General features: G+C 67.8%; 18 protein-coding genes. 16 read left to right on the top strand and 2 right to left on the bottom strand.

Going from position 1 to position 17267, the window contains the following annotated elements; translation table 11 throughout:
* Positions 1-579: sirohydrochlorin chelatase (locus E1832_RS10145; RefSeq protein WP_133359631.1), on the top strand; the 579-nt coding region annotated here is incomplete at its 5' end.
* A 15-nt stretch (positions 580-594) separates the two neighbouring features.
* Here the strand turns inward: E1832_RS10145 and E1832_RS10140 are convergent.
* Together E1832_RS10140 and E1832_RS10135 are read right to left on the bottom strand one after the other, a co-directional pair.
* Positions 595-1230 carry a ChrR family anti-sigma-E factor gene (locus tag E1832_RS10140; RefSeq protein WP_133359630.1) on the bottom strand — a complete coding sequence of 212 codons (636 nt, stop codon included), beginning with the start codon at positions 1228-1230 and terminating at the stop codon, positions 595-597.
* Positions 1227-1769, bottom strand: coding sequence for a sigma-70 family RNA polymerase sigma factor (locus tag E1832_RS10135; RefSeq protein ID WP_245513933.1), 543 nt, complete (start codon positions 1767-1769; stop codon positions 1227-1229). The genes E1832_RS10140 and E1832_RS10135 overlap by 4 nt, the downstream gene beginning before the upstream one ends.
* A 222-nt stretch (positions 1770-1991) precedes the next feature.
* Here E1832_RS10135 and E1832_RS10130 point away from each other — a divergent pair, with 222 nt between their 5' ends.
* From E1832_RS10130 to E1832_RS10060, 15 genes are all read left to right on the top strand, one after another.
* Complete coding sequence (locus tag E1832_RS10130; protein WP_133359629.1) at positions 1992-3296, top strand: NAD(P)/FAD-dependent oxidoreductase; 1305 nt, start codon at positions 1992-1994, stop codon at positions 3294-3296.
* Complete coding sequence (locus tag E1832_RS10125; RefSeq protein WP_133359628.1) at positions 3293-4042, top strand: DUF1365 domain-containing protein; 750 nt, start codon at positions 3293-3295, stop codon at positions 4040-4042. The genes E1832_RS10130 and E1832_RS10125 overlap by 4 nt, the downstream gene beginning before the upstream one ends.
* A gap of 24 nt (positions 4043-4066) precedes the next feature.
* Entirely contained in the window at positions 4067-4630 is a 564-nt protein-coding gene (locus E1832_RS10120; RefSeq protein WP_133359627.1) for a DUF3833 domain-containing protein, read from the top strand.
* 121 nt (positions 4631-4751) lie between these two features.
* Complete coding sequence (locus tag E1832_RS10115) at positions 4752-5189, top strand: MerR family transcriptional regulator (protein WP_133359626.1); 438 nt, start codon at positions 4752-4754, stop codon at positions 5187-5189.
* Entirely contained in the window at positions 5134-6282 is a 1149-nt protein-coding gene (locus E1832_RS10110) for an MFS transporter (RefSeq protein WP_133359625.1), read from the top strand. Before E1832_RS10115 ends, E1832_RS10110 begins: the two co-directional genes overlap by 56 nt.
* A gap of 111 nt (positions 6283-6393) precedes the next feature.
* Complete coding sequence (locus tag E1832_RS10105; protein ID WP_133359624.1) at positions 6394-7260, top strand: FAD binding domain-containing protein; 867 nt, start codon at positions 6394-6396, stop codon at positions 7258-7260.
* Positions 7257-7736: a (2Fe-2S)-binding protein gene (locus tag E1832_RS10100; protein ID WP_133359623.1), complete on the top strand. Its 480-nt coding sequence runs from the start codon at positions 7257-7259 to the stop codon at positions 7734-7736. Before E1832_RS10105 ends, E1832_RS10100 begins: the two co-directional genes overlap by 4 nt.
* Positions 7736-9985 (top strand): xanthine dehydrogenase family protein molybdopterin-binding subunit, encoded by a 2250-nt coding sequence (locus E1832_RS10095; protein ID WP_133359622.1) that lies wholly within the window; start codon positions 7736-7738, stop codon positions 9983-9985. Before E1832_RS10100 ends, E1832_RS10095 begins: the two co-directional genes overlap by 1 nt.
* On the top strand, positions 9978-10223 hold the full coding sequence (locus E1832_RS10090) for a MoaD/ThiS family protein (RefSeq protein WP_133359621.1): 246 nt from the start codon (positions 9978-9980) through the stop codon (positions 10221-10223). The genes E1832_RS10095 and E1832_RS10090 overlap by 8 nt, the downstream gene beginning before the upstream one ends.
* A 162-nt stretch (positions 10224-10385) precedes the next feature.
* Positions 10386-11585 carry a pyridoxal phosphate-dependent aminotransferase gene (locus E1832_RS10085; protein ID WP_133359620.1) on the top strand — a complete coding sequence of 400 codons (1200 nt, stop codon included), beginning with the start codon at positions 10386-10388 and terminating at the stop codon, positions 11583-11585.
* A gap of 160 nt (positions 11586-11745) precedes the next feature.
* Complete coding sequence (locus E1832_RS10080) at positions 11746-14601, top strand: monovalent cation/H+ antiporter subunit A (RefSeq protein WP_133359619.1); 2856 nt, start codon at positions 11746-11748, stop codon at positions 14599-14601.
* A 4-nt stretch (positions 14602-14605) separates the two neighbouring features.
* On the top strand, positions 14606-14950 hold the full coding sequence (locus tag E1832_RS10075) for a Na+/H+ antiporter subunit C (protein WP_133359618.1): 345 nt from the start codon (positions 14606-14608) through the stop codon (positions 14948-14950).
* A complete protein-coding gene (locus E1832_RS10070; protein WP_133359617.1) occupies positions 14947-16503 on the top strand; it encodes a monovalent cation/H+ antiporter subunit D in 1557 nt (518 codons plus the stop codon). The genes E1832_RS10075 and E1832_RS10070 overlap by 4 nt, the downstream gene beginning before the upstream one ends.
* Entirely contained in the window at positions 16500-16997 is a 498-nt protein-coding gene (locus tag E1832_RS10065) for a Na+/H+ antiporter subunit E (protein WP_133359616.1), read from the top strand. Before E1832_RS10070 ends, E1832_RS10065 begins: the two co-directional genes overlap by 4 nt.
* Positions 16994-17263 (top strand): K+/H+ antiporter subunit F, encoded by a 270-nt coding sequence (locus E1832_RS10060; protein WP_133359615.1) that lies wholly within the window; start codon positions 16994-16996, stop codon positions 17261-17263. Before E1832_RS10065 ends, E1832_RS10060 begins: the two co-directional genes overlap by 4 nt.
* Positions 17264-17267 lie beyond the last annotated feature (4 nt).

The following is a 17267-nucleotide window of genomic DNA, read 5'->3' as shown; positions in this document are numbered from 1 at the left end:
GGCGCGCTGGGCGCGGCGACGCTGGCCGCGCCGGGCGCGCTGGCGGCGGCGCTGGCCCGGCTGGCGCCCGGCGGGGCGATCTACCCTTTCTTCATGGCCGACGGGATATTCGTGCGCAAAACCTTGCCCGCCCGGCTGGGCGGGCACCCGGCGCGGGTGCTGGCGCCGCTGGGGCGCGACCCGCGTCTGCCCGCGCTGGCGGCGCAGCACCTGGAAGAGGCCTGCGCGACGCGGGGCTGGAAGGCGGCGGAGGTCGCGCTCCTGATCGCCGCCCATGGCTCGGCGCGCGGGCCGCGCGCGGCGGCGGCGGCACGGGATTTCGGCGCGGCGCTGGTCGCGCTCTGGCCCGGGCGCGGGCCGCTCTACGGTTTTGTCGAGGAGATCCCCTTTCTGGCCGATGCCGCGCGGGGACTACCGGCGCGCAGCCTCTGCCTGCCGTTTTTCGCCGCCGAGGGCGGCCATTACCGCGAGGACGTGCCGCAGGCGCTGCAGGCGGCCGGGTTCACCGGCCCGCTGCTGCCGCCGCTGGGTCAGCACCCGCAGGTTGCGGCGCTGATCGCGCGGACGCTGGGGGGCTGACTGCCCCTGCCCGGCTCAGATCCGGAAGATCGGTTGCAGCAGGCGCGGGATCAGACTGCTGAACCGCAGCGGCGCGTCGGTGGCGGCCAGACAGATGCAATCGGCCCCCGCCCCGGCCACCGGCGTATGTTCCAAAGTGTCGTCCGCGATCTCGACGTCGCCGACGCCGAAGCGGCCGGTTTCGTCGCAAAAGCTGCCCTGCAGCACCAGCGTCAGTTCCAGACCGTTGTGGCCGTGATCGGGCACCGCCTGGCCGGCGGGGATGTAGAGCAGACGCGCGCTGCCGCCTTGCCCGGCGCTCAGGATGGTCTGGCGGACGCCGCCGCCCAGCCGTTTCCAGCGCGGCGGGCGGCCCTTCAGCGCCTCCATCACCGGGCCGGGATAGACGCCGGAGCGGCGATAGACCGGCTCGGGCGCATGGGGGGCGTCCAGCCGCTCCATCAGCTGCGCCTTGCAGGCCGCCGACAGGGATTCGGGCGCGGTCTCTTCCAGCAGGGCGCCGCCGACCGCCTCATGCGCTTCGGCGTCGGCGCGGCAGGCGTCGCAGAGCGACAGATGCGTCGCCACCACCAGCGCAAAGGGATGGTCGAGCGCGCCGGCCGCATAGGCCGCCAGGATCGGCTCGGGGATATGATGGGTGATCGTGCTCATTCGTCTCGCATCGCCTTCAGTTCGTGGCGCAGCCGCTCCAGCCCCAGGCGGATCCGGGACTTGATGGTGCCGAGCGGCAGGCCGGTCTGTTCATTGATCTGCTGATGGGTCAGCTCGCCCAGATAGGCCTTTTCGATCATCTCGCGCTGTTCCGGTTTGAGTTTGCCCAGCGCCTGTTTCAGCTGCACCGTCTCCTGCTCCAGCGCGACGACCTGACCGGCGTCGGGCTCGGTCCCAGGATCATGCGCCAAGACCTCGGGCAGCGGCCGGTTCTCGCGCCGCAGCTTGTCGATCTGCCGGTTGCGCGCGATGCGGTAGATCCAGCTCGAGACCTGGGCGCGTTCGGGATCGAACATCGCCGCCTTGCGCCAGACGGTCAGCATGACCTCCTGCACGATCTCCTCGGCCTGGCCCGATCCCATTCCGCCGCGCATGACGAAACGCTTGAGCCGCGGCGCGAAAAAATCGAACAGCGCGGCAAAGGCGGCGCGATCGCGGTGATCGCGCACCGCGAGCATCCACCGGGTCTGCTCGGACATCTCTGGATCGGCTCGCACCGTGTTGCGTTCTTTCCCCGCGCGCCCGGACGCACGGGATGTGCGCGGGGCAGACGGCCTGACAAGGGGGTCGATTTCCATCAGCATAACCCGAATACGCGGTCAGAAATCAACCGGATCAAAAAATGATCCGCCGGCAGGAAAAATGATCCGCCCCGGCACTGCCGGCGTAACCGGGTCATGTAACGCGGATCAGGGGGCGGCATGAGTTTTCACGACGAACGGATCAAGGCGCAGAAAGTGGCCATCATCGGCGGCGGCATTTCCGGTATGGCGGCGGCCTATCAACTGGCGCCGCATCACTCGGTGACGCTGTATGAGGCGGCGCAGCGGCTGGGCGGACATGCGCGCACCGTCACCGCCGGGCGGAACGGCGATCAGCCGGTCGATACCGGGTTCATCGTGTTCAACGAGGCCAATTACCCGCATCTGACCGCGATGTTCGATGCGCTGGACGTGCCCACCGTGAACAGCGACATGAGTTTCGGCGCCACCATCGACAATGGCCGCATCGAATACGGGCTCAAGACGCTGTCGGCGCTGTTCGCCCAGCGCCGCAACCTGCTGCGGCCCGGATTCGGCCGCATGCTGCGCGACATCCTGCGCTTCAACGCACTGGCCGAACCGATGGCGCAGGACGACAGCGCCACGGTGGGCGAGCTTATGGACGAGCTGAAGCTGGGGCGCTGGTTCCAGGACTACTACCTGACGCCGCTCTGCGGCGCGATCTGGTCCACCCCCACCGACCGTATCCGGGCCTTTCCGGCCCGCAGTCTGGTGCAGTTCTTTCGCAATCACGCGCTGCTCTCGGTACGCAACCAGCACCAGTGGAAGACGGTCAGCGGCGGGTCGGTCGAATATGTCCGCCGGCTCGAGGCGCATCTGCGCGCCCGCGGCGTTGCGATCCGCACCGGCACCCCGGTGCAGGCGGTGATCCGCGACGGCACGACCAGCACCATCCGCACCGGGCAGGCAGGCGGGGCGCGGTTCGATCAGGTGATTTTCGCCTGTCACTCGGACGATGCGCTGCGTCTGCTGGCGCGGCCCACGACGGCCGAGCGCGGGGCGCTGTCGAACCTCACCTATCAGGACAATCACATGATCCTGCACCGCGACACCGGCCAGATGCCGCGGCGCCGGTCGGTGTGGTCAAGCTGGGTCTACCAGTCCGACGCCAGCCTGTCACAGGACCGGATCGGCGTCACCTACTGGATGAACCGGTTGCAGAACATTCCCGAGCGCGATCCGCTCTTCGTCTCGCTGAACCCGGCGCGGCCGGTGGACGAGCGGCTGATCTATGACCAGACCACCTTTCGTCACCCGGTCTTCGACCATGCCGCACTGCGCGCGCAGCAGGCGCTGGCGGGGCTGCAGGGCCAGAACAACACCTGGTTCGCCGGCGCCTATACCCGCCACGGTTTTCACGAGGACGGGGTTCTGAGCGCGGTCAGGATCGCCCGGGCGCTGGAGGGAACGCCCGAGGGCCGCAAGGCGCCGCAGGCGGCATGACCCGCTGGCCGGACCATATCGCCGGGACCACCACCCATGCGCGGCGGGGCGGGATCGCCAACGCCTTTCGCTACGGCGTCGATTACCTGCTGATCGACCCCGCGGCGCAGCGCGGCCCCTGGCTGTTCTCGCGCAACCGGCTCAACCTGGCGGCGGTGCATGACCGCGACCACGGCGGGCCGATCGGATCCGGGCGCGGCGCCGGCTGGGCGCGCGATATTCTGGCCGAACGCGGTCTGGCGGATGCGCGTCTCGAACTCCTGACACAGCCGCGATTTCTCGGCTACGGGTTCAACCCGGTCAGCTTCTGGCTGGCCTGGCGCGGCGGGGCTCTGGCCGCGGTGATCTGCGAGGTGAGCACGCCGTTCGGCGACCGCCACAGCTATCTGTGCCACCGGCCCGGCTTTGCCCCGATCACCGCCGAGACGCGGATGGACCGGCCCAAGCGCCTGCATGTCTCGCCGTTTCAGGACGTGGCGGGCGATTATCGCTTCCGCTTCGACATCCGGCCCGACCGGATCGCCATCCGGATCAGCCATGTGAACGGCGACCAGGGGGTGATCGCCACCCTCTCCGGCCCGCGTCGACCCGCCACCAGCCCGGGCCTGATCCGGGCCTTCCTGCGCCGGCCCCTCGGGGCGCTGCGCACCATCGCCCTGATCCACTGGCAGGCGCTGAAACTGAAGCTCAAGGGCGCCCGCTATCGCCGCCGCCCCGCCCCCGCGCCGGGGGATCTGACCGGCTGAGCCGGCCCGACCGGAGGAACACCGATGACCCATGCCCCCCTGATCCTGCTGGCGCTGATCCTGCTGGCGATGATCGCGCGCCGGGCGCTGTCCTTCGGGGCGCAGCGGCCACGCGATTATCGCGGCACCGGGCCGGCGATCGACCTGCGCCGCAGCCTGAACGGCCCGCTCACCTGCGAGGGGGTGATCTTTGGCCCAGCCGGGCGGGTCACCTCGCGCTTTACCGCGCGGATGCACGGTGCCTGGGACGGCGCCAGCGGACGGCTGAGCGAATCCTTTCTCTACTCCACCGGCGCCCGGCAGGACCGGGCCTGGGATCTGCGGCTGGGCGAGGACGGGCGCTTTTCCGCCACTGCCGCCGACGTGATCGGCGTGGCGCGGGGCGAGGTATCGGGCGCCGCCATCCGCATGACCTACCGGCTGCGGCTCCCCGCCGACGCGGGCGGCCATGTGCTCTCGGTGACGGACTGGCTCTATCTGGGTGAGAACGGGACCATCCTCAACCGCTCGGAGATGCGCAAGTTCGGTATCAAGGTGGCCGAACTCTTTGCGGTGATGCGCCCGGCGACGGCGACCGCGTCCAACTGATCCCGGGCAGCGGCGCTGCGGCCCTGGATCGGCGGCAGAATTTTCGCGTTTTCCCGATGAAACCGCTTGACCCTGACACTAATGTCAAGGGGGTAGTGCCTTCCGGGAAAGGGAACCGACCATGCAGATCAAGGAAGCCGCCGCGCATCTGGGCGTCAGCCCCCGCAGCCTGCGCCACTACGAACAGGCCGGCCTGCTCACGCCCACGCGGGACGCCAACGGATACCGCCATTACGGCCCGGCCGACCTGCGCCGGGCCGGCCGCATCCGCGACATGATCGCCACCGGCTTTTCCACGCGCGAGGTGCTGGCGATGGCCCCCTGCCTGAGCGACGACGGCGCCGGCGCCTGCGAGGCGGGGCTGGCCGATCTGGAGCACAAGCTGTCGCAGATCGACCGGCTGATCACCGATCTGCAGGCCCGCCGGCGGACCACGCTGGAGCGGATCGCGCAATTCCGCGGGACCCTTTCGAATGCCAACAACGAAAGGAAAGACCCCGGACATGACCCCGACCCCCGTATTGCTGTTCCTGATCGCGTTCCTCGTCGGCAGCGATGAATTCCTGCTTGGCCCGCTCCTGACGCCCATCGGTGCCGATCTGGGCGTCGCGCCCGAGCGCGTCACGCTGTTCATTGGCGCCTATGCTTTGCCGCTGGCGCTGCTGGCCCCCGTCTTCGGAGCACTGTCGGACCGGCACGGGCGGCGCGCGGTTCTTCTGCCGGCGACCGCGCTGTTCTGCCTCGGCTCGCTGGGGACCGCGCTGGCGCCGGGCTACGCGCTCGCCCTCTCCACCCGGGTCGTGACCGGGATCGGCGCCGCCGGAATACTGCCGGTGGCCTTTGCCTGCGCCGCCGATAGCGGGCCGGACCGCGCGCCCGCCCAGATCGCCGCCGTGCAGGCCGGGCTGACCGGCGGCATCATCCTGGCGCCCGCGTACGGCGCCTGGGTCACAGGGCTGTTCGGCTGGCAGATTGCCTTTGCCGGCCTCGCCCTCGCCGCCGCGCTGTCCCTGCCCGGCCTGACCTTGCTTCGCGACGGCGGGTCGCGGACCCCGGATGCGGCATCCACCGGTCCCGTCTTCATCCCCGGCGCCTTGGGGGCGATTCTGGCGATGGGACTCGGGCTCGGCGGCGCGGTCGGGATCTATGCGCTGGCAGGCGAACGTCTGCGCGGCCTCGCAGGGCTGGAGACCGAAACTGTCGGCCTGGTCTACGCCGGGTTCGGCGCCCTCACGCTGCTGGGCAACCTTCTGATGCCCCGCGTGATCGGGCTGGCGCGCGACGGGCGGCAGCTGATGCGGCTTTGCCTCTGCGGCGTCCTCGCGGCGATCGTCGCGCTCTTCGCGTTGCCGCTGGGGCTGCCGGCGGCCTGTTTTTTCATGGCCGCCTGGGCGCTGGTCGGCGGGATCGGCGCGCCTGCGCTGCAAACCTATCTGGCCGGGCTGTCCGACCACCGCCGCGGCACGCTGATGGCGCTGGGGTCCAGCGCCTTGAACCTCGGCGTCGCGCTCTGGTCGGCGCTGGCGGCCGTCGGATTTGCGCATTCCCCCCTGCTTGTCGCCGTACAGGCGCTGCTCAGCATCGGGATCGCCATTCTGGCTCTGCGCCCCGCGCCGCGGCGTGCAACGCACTGGTTGCGTCGGATCTCATAAGCGATAAAGTCCCACATCGAAGAGCCTTGATCGGTGCCCCCATGACTCAGCGCGGTCGGGCACCGATCCAGCCATGCCATGACCGGCCCCAGCCAATCGCGAGGACTGCCAATGAAGTACTACAAACCCGCCACATTCGAGGAGGCCGTGGCACTCGCCGCCGGGGCCGATGGGGTCACACGCATCCTTGCCGGCGGCACCGATGTTCTGGTCCAGCTGCGGTCCGACATCGTCACGCCAGACACGCTGATCGACATCAAGGCGATCCCCGGCACCCATGACATCACCCGCACCGGGGCCGGCGGCTGGCGCCTGGGCGTGGCGGTCACCGGCGCCGAGATGAGCGAACATGCCGAGCTGGTCCGCGACTGGCCCGGCGTGGTCGAGGCGATGGACCTGATCGGCTCGACCCAGGTGCAGGGGCGCGCAACGCCCGTCGGCAACCTCTGCAACGCCTCGCCGGCCGCCGATTCAGTGCCCGCGATGATCGCCGCCGGCGCGGTGGCGACGGTGACCGGCCCCGACGGCAGCCGCGAGGTCGCGGTGGAAGAGATCCCCGTGTCCCCCGGCAAGACCAGCCTGGCAAAGGGCGAGATGATCACCGCGCTGACGCTGCCGCCGCGCGGGGAAAACGGCGGCGACGCCTATCTGCGCTTCATCCCGCGGACCGAGATGGACATCGCCGTGGTCGGCTGCGGCGTGAACCTGCGGGTGAAGGGCGATGTGATCACCGAGGCGCACATGGTCCTCGGCGCCGTCGCCCCCACCGCCGTTGTGGTCCATGCCGCAGCCGACGCGCTGGTGGGCCGGACGCTGGACGACGATGCGCTCCAGGCCCTCGCCGATCTGGCCGAGGCCAGCTGCAACCCGATCGACGACAAGCGCGGCACGATCAAGTTCCGCACCCATACCGCCGGCGTACTGGCACGGCGCGCCGCCCAGATCGCCTATACCCGCGCGAAAGGAGACCAGGCATGAGCAAGACGCATGTCACCACCAAAGTGAACGGCGACGAGGTCGAGTTTCTCTGCGATCCGCGCGAAACGCTGCTGGACGTGTTGCGCGACCGGCTGAACCTGACCGGCGCCAAGGAAGGCTGCGGCACCGGCGATTGCGGCGCCTGTTCGGTCACCGTCGACGGAAGGCTGGTCTGTTCCTGCCTGATGCTGGGGGTCGAGGCCGAGGGCAAGGAGATCGGCACCGTCGAGGGCATCGCAACGGGCGAGGAGCTGCATCCGCTGCAAAGGAAATTCATCGAATATGCCGCCCTGCAATGCGGCATCTGCACCCCGGGCATTCTGGTCGCCACCAAGGCGCTGCTGGAAAGGACCCCGGACCCGACCGAAGAGCAGGTGCGCTACTGGCTGGCGGGAAACCTCTGCCGCTGCACCGGGTATGACAAGATCATTCGCGCCGTGATGGACACGGCCGCCGAAATGCGGGAGGCCTCGTGATGGCGCTGGACAGCTCGAAAACAACCGGTTTCAAATACGTCGGCACCCGCCCCGACCGCCCCGACGGGCTGGACAAGGTGACGGGGCGCGCCAAGTTCGGCGCCGACGCCTATGCGCCGGGCATGCTGCATGCCGCGATCAAGCGCAGCCCGCATGCGCATGCGCGGATCGTGAAGATCGACACCTCCAAAGCCGAGGCGATGGAGGGGGTCAAGGCCGTGGTCACCCGCGCCGATTTCGCCACCGGCATCGAGGGCGAGTTCGGCAACATCCTCGAAAACGTCATGGCGGGGGAAAAGGCGCTCTATGACGGCCATGCCGTTGCCGCCGTCGCCGCCACCTCGGCGCTGATCGCGCGCGACGCGGTCAAGGCGATCGAGGTCGAGTATGAGATCCTGCCGCATGTGACCGATGTGGATGCCGCCATGCAGGCGGGCGCGCCGGTGATCCGCGAGGGCGCCGCCGATTCCTCCGTGCCCGAGGGGCTGCACCCCAACATTGTGCGCTACTACGAAAGCGGCCACGGCGATGTGGAGGCCGGTTTCGCCGAAGCCGATCTGGTGATCGAGGATCATTTCCTGACCGAGGCGACCCATCAGGGCTATATCGAACCGCATGCCTGCCTCGGCACGCTGGGCACCGACGGCAAGGGCGAGCTTTGGTGCTGCACCCAGGGCCATTGGTACGTGCAAAAGGTTTGCGCCGCGCTGCTGGATGTCGAGACCAGCCAGTTGCGCGTCACCGCCTCGGAAATCGGCGGCGGTTTCGGCGGCAAGACCACCGTCTTCATCGAACCCGTCGCGCTGGCGCTGTCGCGCAAGGCCAACCGCCCGGTCAAGCTGGTGATGACCCGGGCAGAGGTGTTCAAGGCCTCCGGCCCGACCTCGTCCACCTCGATGGACGTCAGGATCGGGATGAAGAAGGACGGCACCATCACCGCCGCGCAGGGCACCTTCCGGCTGCAGGGCGGCGCCTTCCCCGGTGCGCCCTGCGAGATGACGGCGATGTGCGCCTTTGCGCCCTATGACCTGAAGCATGTGCATCAGGTGGGCTATGACGTGATGACCAACCGCCCGAAACAGGCGGCCTATCGCGCACCGGGTTCGCCAATGGCGGCCTTTGCGGTGGAATCGGTGATCGACGAGCTTTGCAACAAGCTGGGGCTCGACCCGATCGACACCCGCCTGAAGAACGCCTCACGCGAGGGAACCCGCGCCAGCTTCGGGCCGAAATGGCCGCGCATCGGGCTGGTGGAGACACTGGAGGCCGCCAAGGCGCATCCGCATTATTCGGCGCCCCTGAAGCCGGGTCAGGGCCGCGGCATTTCCTGCGGGTTCTGGTTCAACCATGGCGGCGAAACCGCTGTTTCGCTTGCCCTTTCCGAGGATGGCAGCGCGCAGGTCGCGGTCGGCACACCGGACATCGGCGGATCGCGCGCCTCGATGGCGCTGATGGCGGCCGAGGTGCTGGGCATCCCTTACGAGGATATCCGGGTGACCATCGCCGACACCGCCACGCTGGGCTATAACGAGATCAGCCATGGCAGCCGGGTGACCTATGCCTCTGGCCTGGCCACCATCAAGGCGGCCGAGGATGCGGTGCAAAAGCTCTGCGCCCGGGCGGCGGCGAAATGGGGCATCCCCGAGGATGCGGTCTATTGGGAGGACGGCTATGCCAAGCCGTCGGGCCCAAATGCCGGCGAGTTCGAACCGCTGCATATCGGCGACATCACCGCCACCATGGGCGCCACCGGCGGGCCGATCTGCGGTCATTTCGAGGCCACGCCCGAGGGCGCGGGCGTCAGTTTCGCCACCCATATCGTCGATGCCGAAGTGGACCCGGAGACCGGCAAGACCTCGGTCGTGCGCTATACCGTGGTGCAGGACGCCGGCAAGGCGGTGCATCCGACCTATGTCGAGGGGCAGTTCCAGGGCGGCGCCGCGCAGGGCATCGGCTGGGCGCTGAACGAGGAATACATCTATGGCGAGGACGGGCGGCTGCAGAACGCAGGCTTCCTCGACTATCGCATTCCTGTGGCCTCCGACCTGCCGATGATCGACACGGTGATCGTCGAGGTGCCGAACCCCGGCCACCCCTTCGGTGTGCGCGGGGTCGGCGAAACCTCGATCTGCCCGCCGCTGGCGGCCATCGCCAACGCCGTCTCGGCCGCTGCCGGGGTACGGATGCGGCAACTGCCGATGCGCCCTTCGCGCATCCTCGAGGCGCTGGAGAGCGCGGTGGATGGTTGATGTCGCGCTCTGGTCCGGCCTGCGCCCGCTGGTCGAGGGCCGGGACAGTGTCGAGGTAGAGGGTCGCACCGTCGGTGAGATCCTCAACGCCCTGCGCCGGGACTACCCGGCGCTGGGCCCGACGCTGGATGCCGGCGTCTCGGTGGTGGTGGACGGCCGCGTCATAGCTTCCAGCCTGACCGAGCCGGTCAGCCCGGACAGCGAAGTGGTGCTGATGATGCGGTTGAAGGGCGGCTGAAAAAGCCCTCTGTCCCTCCGGAACAAGAAATGAACCGGGGGCCGCGCCTGCCTGGGGCAGGCTGGCGCAGCCCGGCGTGAACGCCGGACGGGACATCCGATTGAGGTTTCCCTCTCGATCCCGCAAAAAGAAACAACAGAACGACCGGGGAGGAGGCGCATCATGAAGACTGTCGCAAATTTCGACCGAATCGGCGAGGAGAACGCATTCGCCGTGCTCGCCCGCGCGACCGCGCTGGCCGAACAGGGCATGGATGTGATCAACCTCGGCATCGGCCAGCCCGATTTCCCAACGCCGCCGCATATCGTCGAGGCCGCGGTGAAGGCGATGCGCGACGGCCGGCACGGCTATACCGCCGCCGAGGGCATCGCGCCGCTGCGCGCGGCGGTCGCCGCCGACCTTCACCGCCGCTTCGGCGCTGAGGTGAACCCGGACAACGTGATGATCGTGCCCGGCGGCAAGGTCACCATGTTCGCCGCCATCCTGATGTTCGGCGAGCCCGGTGCCGAGATCCTCTATCCCGACCCCGGTTTCCCGATCTACCGCTCGATGATCGAATTCACCGGCGCCACCCCGGTGCCGGTGCCGGTGCGCGAGGAAAACGGTTTCGCCATCTCCGCCGGGGAAACCCTGTCGCTGATCACCCCGCGCACGCGGCTGCTGATCCTGAACTCCCCGGCCAACCCCTGCGGCGGTGTCACCCCGAAGGCGGAGATCGACACGCTGGTCGCAGGGCTCGCCGAGCATCCGGAGGTGGCGGTGCTTTCGGACGAGATCTACGACCAGATCCTCTATGACGGCGAGGCCCATGTCACCCTGCTGGATTACCCGGAGATCCGCGACCGGCTGATCCTTCTGAACGGCTGGTCCAAGACCTATGCGATGACCGGCTGGCGGCTGGGCTATTCGGTCTGGCCCGAAACGCTCTTTGACAAGGCGCGCAAGCTGGCGGTCAACGCCTGGTCCTGCGTCAATACACCGGCGCAATATGCCGCGCTGGCGGCGCTGACCGGCCCGCAAAACGCTGTGGCCGAGATGGTCGCCGCGTTCGATGCCCGCCGCCGCGTGGTGGTCGAGCTGCTCACCGCGATGCCTGGGGTCACCTGCGCGGTGCCCAAGGGCGCGTTCTATGCCTTTCCCAATATCGCCGCCACCGGCTGGAAATCGAAACCGCTGGCCGCCGCCCTGCTGGAGGACAGCGGCGTCGCCACCATCGGCGGGCCGGACTTCGGCACCCTGGGCGAGGGGTTCATCCGCATCTCTTACGCCAACAGCGAGGAGAATATCCGCCGCGCGCTGGGACGGATGCACGCGTTCCTGGGAACCCGCCGGCCGGATCGACCCGCCATGCCTGCCGGTTGACCGCAGAGGCCGCGGAGACCGCAGAAACTGCGGATTTTCGGAAATTCCCCAGTTCGCGGCCGAAACTGTGCATTCCTGACCTTGCCGGGGGTGGACAGCGACCCAAATTTCCGTAGGCAAGATGAAACCGTAATTCGCCCGTTACAGCTGGAGACTGCCGTTGTCCCTGTTCCTGATCGCGGCCCTGCCCTTTCTCGGCGCCGTGTTTCCCGCCCTGCTGATCCGTGCCGGGCGCAATGCCGCCGCCGCCTCGACCGGCGCCGTCACCCTGTTGGCGCTGATCGGCCTCGTGCTGCACGCCCCCGCCGTCCTGCGCGGTGAGACCGTCTCGGCGCGGCTCGACTGGCTGCCGGATCTGGGGCTGAATGCCAATTTTCACCTCGACGGACTGGGGCTGCTGTTCGCCGGACTGATCCTGGGCATCGGCCTGCTGATCATCGCCTATGCGCGGTTCTACCTCAGCCGCGAGGATCCGATGGGGCAGTTCTACAGCTATCTTCTGCTGTTCCAGGGCGCCATGGTGGGTATCGTTCTGTCCGACAACATCCTGCTTTTGCTGGTGTTCTGGGAGCTGACCTCGCTGTCCTCCTTCCTGCTGATCGGCTATTGGAAACACCTGCCCGAGGGGCGCCAGGGCGCGCGCATGGCACTGGCCGTCACCGGATCGGGCGGGCTGGCGATGATCGGGGGCATGCTGATCCTGGGCCATATCGTCGGCAGTTATGACCTCAGCGTGATCCTGCAGAACAAGGATCTGATCCAGGCCTCGCCGCTTTATGCGCCGGCGCTGATCCTGATCCTGATCGGCGCCTTCACCAAATCGGCGCAGTTCCCGTTCCATTTCTGGCTGCCCCACGCGATGGCGGCGCCGACCCCGGTCTCGGCCTATCTGCACTCGGCCACGATGGTAAAGGCGGGCCTGTTCCTGATGGCGCGGATGTGGCCGGTGCTGTCGGGCACCGAGTTGTGGTTCTACCTTGTTGCCACCACCGGGCTGGTGACCATGGTGCTGGGCGCGGTGATCGCGCTTTTCAAGGACGATCTTAAGGCGCTGCTGGCGTTTTCCACCGTCAGCCACCTGGGTCTGATCACCATGCTGCTGGGCTTCGGGACCAAGGCCGCGGCGGTGGCGGCGGTGTTCCACATCGTCAACCACGCCACCTTCAAGGCCGCGCTGTTCATGAACGCGGGCATCGTCGATCACGCCGCCCATACCCGCGACATCAAGCAGTTGGGGGGCCTGCGCCACCTGATGCCGCTGACCTTCACCCTGGCCGGGGTTGCCGCGCTGTCGATGGCCGGCATCCCGCCCTTCAACGGCTTCCTGTCGAAGGAGATGATGCTGGAGGAGGCCACCCATGCAATCTGGGCCGGCACACCCTGGCTGGTGCCGGCGCTGGCGGTGTTCGGGGCGTTGTTCTCGGTGGCCTATTCGCTGCGCTATATCGCGCATGTCTTCCTTGGCCCCAGGCGGCACGACTATCCCACCCTGCCGCATGACCCCGGCGCCGGTCTGTGGCTGCCGCCGGCGGTGCTGGTGGTGCTGGTGGTGCTGATCGGGCTGTTTCCCAATGTCATCGCCACCCCCATCGTGACGGCGGCCGCCAACGCGGTGACCGGCGCGGATGTGTATTTCCACCCGGCGCTGTGGCACGGGCTGACGCCGGCGCTCTACATGTCGGTCGCGGCGGTGCTGGGCGGCGCGCTGCTGCTGGGGGGCCATCGCGCCGCACTGGGGATCTGGAACAACCTGCCGCGGCCCGAGGCCAAGGCGATCTTTGACGCCATCGTCGGCGCCGCCACCGGCACCAGCCGGCGCTTCAGCGACAGGCTGCACAACGGCTCGCTCGCCCGCTATTCGGCGATCTTCCTCGTCTTCACGCTGGCAATCGCCTATTACGCCTTTGCCTCCGGCACGCTGGGGCCGGAAACCCGGGCGCCGCTGCCGGTCACCGCGATGCCGGTGCTGGGCTGGATCTGCCTGGTCGGCTCGACCCTCAGCGTCGTCGCCTTCCATCGCAACCGGCTGCTGGCGCTGGTGCTGATCGGGGTCACCGGGCTGATCGTGTCGATGACCTTCAACTATCTCTCGGCCCCCGATCTGGCGCTGACACAGATCTCCGTCGAGGTGGTGACGATCATCCTGCTGCTGCTCGCACTGAACTTCATGCCGCAACAGACCCCGCGCGAAAGCAGCCCGGGACGCCGCAGCCGCGACGTGGCGATTTCGGTGGTGGCGGGCCTGGGTGTCGGCGGCCTGATTTATGCGCTGATGACCCGCGATTTCGTCCTGCCGTCAATCTCGGAATACCACCTGGCCAATTCCTACAAGGGCGGCGGCGGCAACAACGTGGTCAACGTGATCCTGGTCGATTTCCGCGGTTTTGACACCTTTGGCGAGATCATCGTGCTGGGCATCGCCGCGATCATCATATTTGCCATCACCGAGGCCGTACTGGGCAGCCGGGTGCGCGCACGCCTGCTGAACCGCAAACCATGGTCCCCGCTGGCCGGCGACTCTCACCCGCTGATGATGGTGGTGGCGACCCGCGTGATGATGCCGATCGCGCTGATGGTGGCGGCCTATATCTTTTTCCGCGGGCACAACATGCCCGGCGGCGGCTTTATCGCCGGGCTGATCGCCGCCATCGCGGTGGTGATGCAATACATGGCCTCGGGCTTTTCCTGGGCCACCGACCGCCAGCGCCTGCCCTATCACGGCATCATCGGCACCGGCGTTCTGGTGGCCGCCGTCACCGGCATGGGGGCCTGGTTCAACGGCCTGCCGTTCCTGACCAGCGCCTTCGGCTATGTCCACCCGCCCTATCTGGAGAAGTTCGAGCTGGCGACCGCCGCGCTGTTCGATCTGGGCGTATTCCTGGCGGTGCTGGGGGCGGTGCTGCTCGCGCTGCAGAGCCTGGCGCGCTATGCGTGGCAACCGGGGATCGCCAGCGAGCACCCGATGGACATCAACCCCGAGCGCGACGACGCGACCCAGACAATCGAGGGGCACTGAACAGATGGAGATCCTTCTGGCCAGCGCGGTCGGCATCCTGACCGCCAGCGGCATCTACCTGATCCTGCGGCAACGCACCTTTCCGGTGATCATCGGACTGTCGCTGTTGTCCTACGCGGTGAACCTGTTTCTGTTCGCCACCGGGCGGCTGGCCCTGAACCAGCCGCCGATCCTGAGCAAATACGCGGACGCCAGCTATACCGATCCGCTGCCGCAGGCGCTGGTGCTGACCGCCATCGTCATCTCCTTCGGGATGACGGCCGTGGTGGTGATGATCGCGCTCAGTTCCTATCTGGCGGCGCGCGATGACCACATCGACATGGCCGGCAACGGGGGAGACGACGCATGAGCCACTGGATCATTGCCCCCATCGTCCTGCCGGCGGTGGTCGCGCCCTTCATCCTGATGGTGATCCGTTATCACCGCGACCTGCAACGGGTGTTCTCGGTCGCCTCGGTGGTGGCGCTGAACCTGATCGCGCTGGTGCTGCTGACCCAGACGATGGACGGAACGATTTCCGTCTATGAGCTGGGCAACTGGCCGGCGCCCTTCGGCATCGTGCTGGTGCTCGACCGGCTGTCGGCGATGATGGTGCTGCTGACCACGCTGCTGGCGCTGGCGGTGGTGCTTTACGCCATCGGGTCGGGCTGGGACACCCGCGGGAGGCATTTCCATGCCCTGTTCCAGTTTCAGCTGATGGGCATCCTCGGGGCCTTTCTGACCGGCGACGCCTTCAACCTCTTTGTCTTTTTCGAGGTTCTGCTGATCGCCTCCTACGGGCTGATGATCCATGGCGGCGGTGCAACCCGGCTGCGGGCGGGGGTACAATATGTGGTCTACAACCTGCTCGGCTCGACCCTGTTCCTGTTCGCGCTCGGCACGCTCTATTCGGTGACCGGCACACTGAACATGGCCGATCTGGCGGTGCGGGTGGCCGAGCTGCCGGCGGACGATACCGCGCTGTTGCGGGTCGGCGCAGTGTTGCTGCTGCTGGTCTTCGCGATCAAGGCGGCGGTGCTGCCGCTGCATTTCTGGCTGCCGGCCTCCTATGCCAATGCGCCGATGCCGGTGGCGGCGCTCTTTGCCATCATGACCAAGGTGGGCGCCTACGCGATCCTGCGAATGTACACGCTGGTGTTCGGCCCGGATGTGGCGGTGACCGAGGGTCTGATCGGCGACTGGCTGCTGCCCGCCGCGCTGCTGACGCTGGCGGCCGGGTCCATCGGCATCCTCGGCGCGCGCGAGCTGGGGCGGCTGGTGGCGTTTTCGGCGATCGCCTCGATGGGCACGCTGCTGATCGCCATTTCGCTGTTCACACCGCAGGCGGCGGCGGCGGCGCTCTATTACACCATCCACTCCACCCTCACCGCGGCCTTGCTGTTCCTGGTGGCCGATCTGGTGCTGGAGCGGCGCGGCGGCCGTCTGACCCCCACCCCGCCGATGCCGCAAAGCGGTCTGATCGCGGCGCTGTTCTTTGCCGGCGCCATTGCCATGGCCGGGATGCCGCCGCTGTCGGGTTTCGTCGGCAAGCTGCTGGTGATGGATGCCGCCCGCGCCAACTCCCAGGTCTGGACCATCTGGGCGGTGATCCTGACAACCTCGCTGATCACCATCGTCGGAATGGCCCGTGCCGGCAGCATCCTGTTCTGGAAATCGCATGACCGCAGCGTGCTGCCGCCCGAGGCGATGACGGACGAGGACGACGGCACCCCGGTGGCCCCCGACCTGGCCCCCGAACCGGTGCCGGGGCTGGCCTTTGTGCCGGTCTTCGCCCTGCTGGTGGCCCTGGTGGTGCTGACCGTTCTGGCCGGCCCGGTGATGCGCTATACCGAGGCGACCGCCGCACAGCTCTTTGCGCCGGCGGACTATATCGAAACCGTTCTGAAAAGGCCCGGATCATGAGGCTGTTTTCCCGGATCTTCCCGCACCCGCTGCTGACCGGCCTGCTGACGCTGGTCTGGCTGCTGCTGGTCAACAGCTATTCGCTGAACTCGTTGCTGTTCGGGTTCCTGCTGGGCATCGTGATCCCCTTTCTCACGCGCCCCTACTGGCCGGACCGGCCCGAGCTGCGGCATCCGCTGAAGATCGCCGAATACATCGCGATCGCGATCTGGGACATCATCGTGGCCAATATCGCCGTCGCCCGGATCGTCCTGTTCAAGCGCAACGCCGAGCGCAGCCCCGCCTGGATCTGCATTCCGATGGATCTGCGCAGCCCCGAGGCGATCACCGTGCTGGCCGGCACCATCACCCTGACCCCCGGCACGGTCAGCGCCGATCTTTCGGCCGAGGGGCATTTCCTGCTGGTCCACTGCCTGGACGCGCCGGACCCGGACGCCGTGCGCGACGAGATCAAGGACCGCTATGAGCGCCGCCTGATGGAGATTTTCCAATGATCGAATACGCCGTCTATTTCGCTGCCACCTGTTTCGGCCTCGCCTTTCTGATGAACCTTTGGAAAATCGCCACCGCCGAGGGCGTCGGCGACAGGGTGCTGGCGCTCGACACCATGGTAATCAACGCCATTGCGTTGATGATCCTTTACGGGCTGGCGAACGGGACCGAGATCTTTTTCGAGGCGGCGATGATCATTGCCATGCTGGGGTTCGTCTCGACCGTCGCCTATGCGCGCTTCATGCTGCGCGGCAACATCATCGAATAGGGGC

The organism is Antarcticimicrobium luteum (assembly GCF_004358185.1).
Taxonomy (GTDB): domain Bacteria; phylum Pseudomonadota; class Alphaproteobacteria; order Rhodobacterales; family Rhodobacteraceae; genus Antarcticimicrobium; species Antarcticimicrobium luteum.
The sequence above is the reverse complement of the archived record's forward strand: the minus strand, read 5'-3'. Positions and strand labels throughout refer to the sequence as shown.